The organism is Pseudoalteromonas sp. S1650, assembly GCF_005887195.1.
GTDB classification, from domain to species: domain Bacteria; phylum Pseudomonadota; class Gammaproteobacteria; order Enterobacterales; family Alteromonadaceae; genus Pseudoalteromonas; species Pseudoalteromonas simplex.
The window spans coordinates 1-1,625 of the sequence record NZ_PNDF01000104.1; the positions used below are offsets into that span (position 1 = coordinate 1).

Consider the following 1,625-nt stretch of genomic DNA (forward strand, 5'->3'; position numbering starts at 1 on the left):
TGTGAACTACTCGCGCCTAAAGGCATCGAGCTTCCAAGATAATAGCCTAAGCTACTAACCTTTCTTTTTTGACGCTTCGTTGGACACCGCTAGTCGAGCTTTTGACTCGGCTAGTCTTACGATTGCCTCCACGTCCACTATCTGCCTGAGTTATTAGAACTCCATCGCCAGACAACACCGTTCCAGTGTCTAATATTAGGTTAATTGCCCGTTTCTTTATGACCTTTGATGCATTGTTATCTGCATTGTCAGTATTGCCACAGTTACCGCACACAAATAGCTCTTGTGATTTACGGTTGTCGGGGTGAGTGTGATCGCATTCAGCGCACTCCTGACTGGTATGCGGGGCGGGTATTTTGAAGACGGCTTTTCCTGCTTGGTAGGCCTTGTATTTGGTGTAAATCTCTATGATGTGCCAGCCAACGTTTAAAATAGACTTGTTTAGCCCAGCCTTTTGTTTGGCTTTGTTTGACACATACCGACCTTGTTCATCCTGCTTCGCCTTTGGCTTGCGCGTCATGCTTGAGGTTCGTAAAGCCTCGAACACTATAACCTTAGCCTTGCTTTCGATTAACGAACGACTTGTTTTATGTGCAAAATCGTTTCGAATATTCGCCTTTTTAGCATGGTGCGTAGCAATGCGATGTTTGGTTTTGTTTCTTCGGCTAGAGCCTTTTTTCTGGCGTGATAACTTGCGTTGAAGTCGCTTGATATAGCGGTCAGCTTTGGTCATGTTCGATTTCTGGTTTTCGCAGAAATCGAACGTTATAGAGCCTGCGTGAACAGGAATTGCCACGCCACGATCTACACCAATAGTATGTTCTTCCAGATATTTTTTGGTTGAACCCTGCAAGAATTCCAAATGTTCAGCATTGCTAGGAAGTTCTTCTTCGCTATTGCCGTCTTCATAACAGAAAGATACATAATATTGACCACGCTCTTTGCGCACATATAGCGAGTTTGGGATCTCGAACTTGCCATGCGCTTTAAAGGATAAGTAACCAATATTATTAGTCTTCGTGCCGATAAATAGTCGTAAGTTTCCATCTTCGCAACGTTCGAAGCTGAACACCTCACGAGTAAGATAGATGCTACCTCGGTCAGTTTTAGGTTTGCGCTTAGGTCGCCCACACACGCCTTTCATGAATTTTTGGTAAGTCTGATACCAGTTAACCGCACTGTTTCGGATAATCTGACTAGGGCATCGAGATAGCCAAGGGGTTAACTCCTTCGACTTGAATTGTGATGTTTTCTGGTCAATTGGGGCATAAGTGCCCGTTGGGTAGTATTTACGTGCAAAGGTGCGGTAATACTTTTCTTCGTCAACTTTGGCATTCCAAATACTGCGTGCGCAACCCATCCACTGGCTTAAAACCAGTTTTTGATGTGATGTTGGGTTAGCACGTAGCTTAATGCCAGTTAGCATGGTCTTTCCGTAGGTTGTCAATTGCGGTAACTATTATTACACTTAGCGTTAAATTGTCAATCTAGTCTATGAGTAAAATGTACGAATGGAGAACAGGCAGAAGCTGCCTATTTAAAAACAATGCTCATCTAGTATTTGTTACAAAATACCGAAGAGACGTTTTCACTAAAGAGATGTTAGATAGAACAAAAGAGATAAT

At 43.1% G+C, this 1,625-nt stretch carries 2 protein-coding genes; one reads left to right on the top strand and one right to left on the bottom strand.

Features of this window, described 5'->3' with window-relative positions:
* Window positions 1-46: 46 nt before the first annotated feature.
* Window positions 47-1,426, bottom strand: a complete 1,380-nt coding sequence (locus tag CWB80_RS21245) for an RNA-guided endonuclease InsQ/TnpB family protein (protein WP_138602750.1) — start codon at window positions 1,424-1,426, stop codon at window positions 47-49.
* Between the two features lie 77 nt (window positions 1,427-1,503).
* On the opposite strand from CWB80_RS21245, the gene CWB80_RS21250 reads away from it, so the two are divergent.
* The coding region (locus CWB80_RS21250) for a transposase (protein ID WP_171041568.1) at window positions 1,504-1,625 on the top strand (122 nt) is incomplete at its 3' end.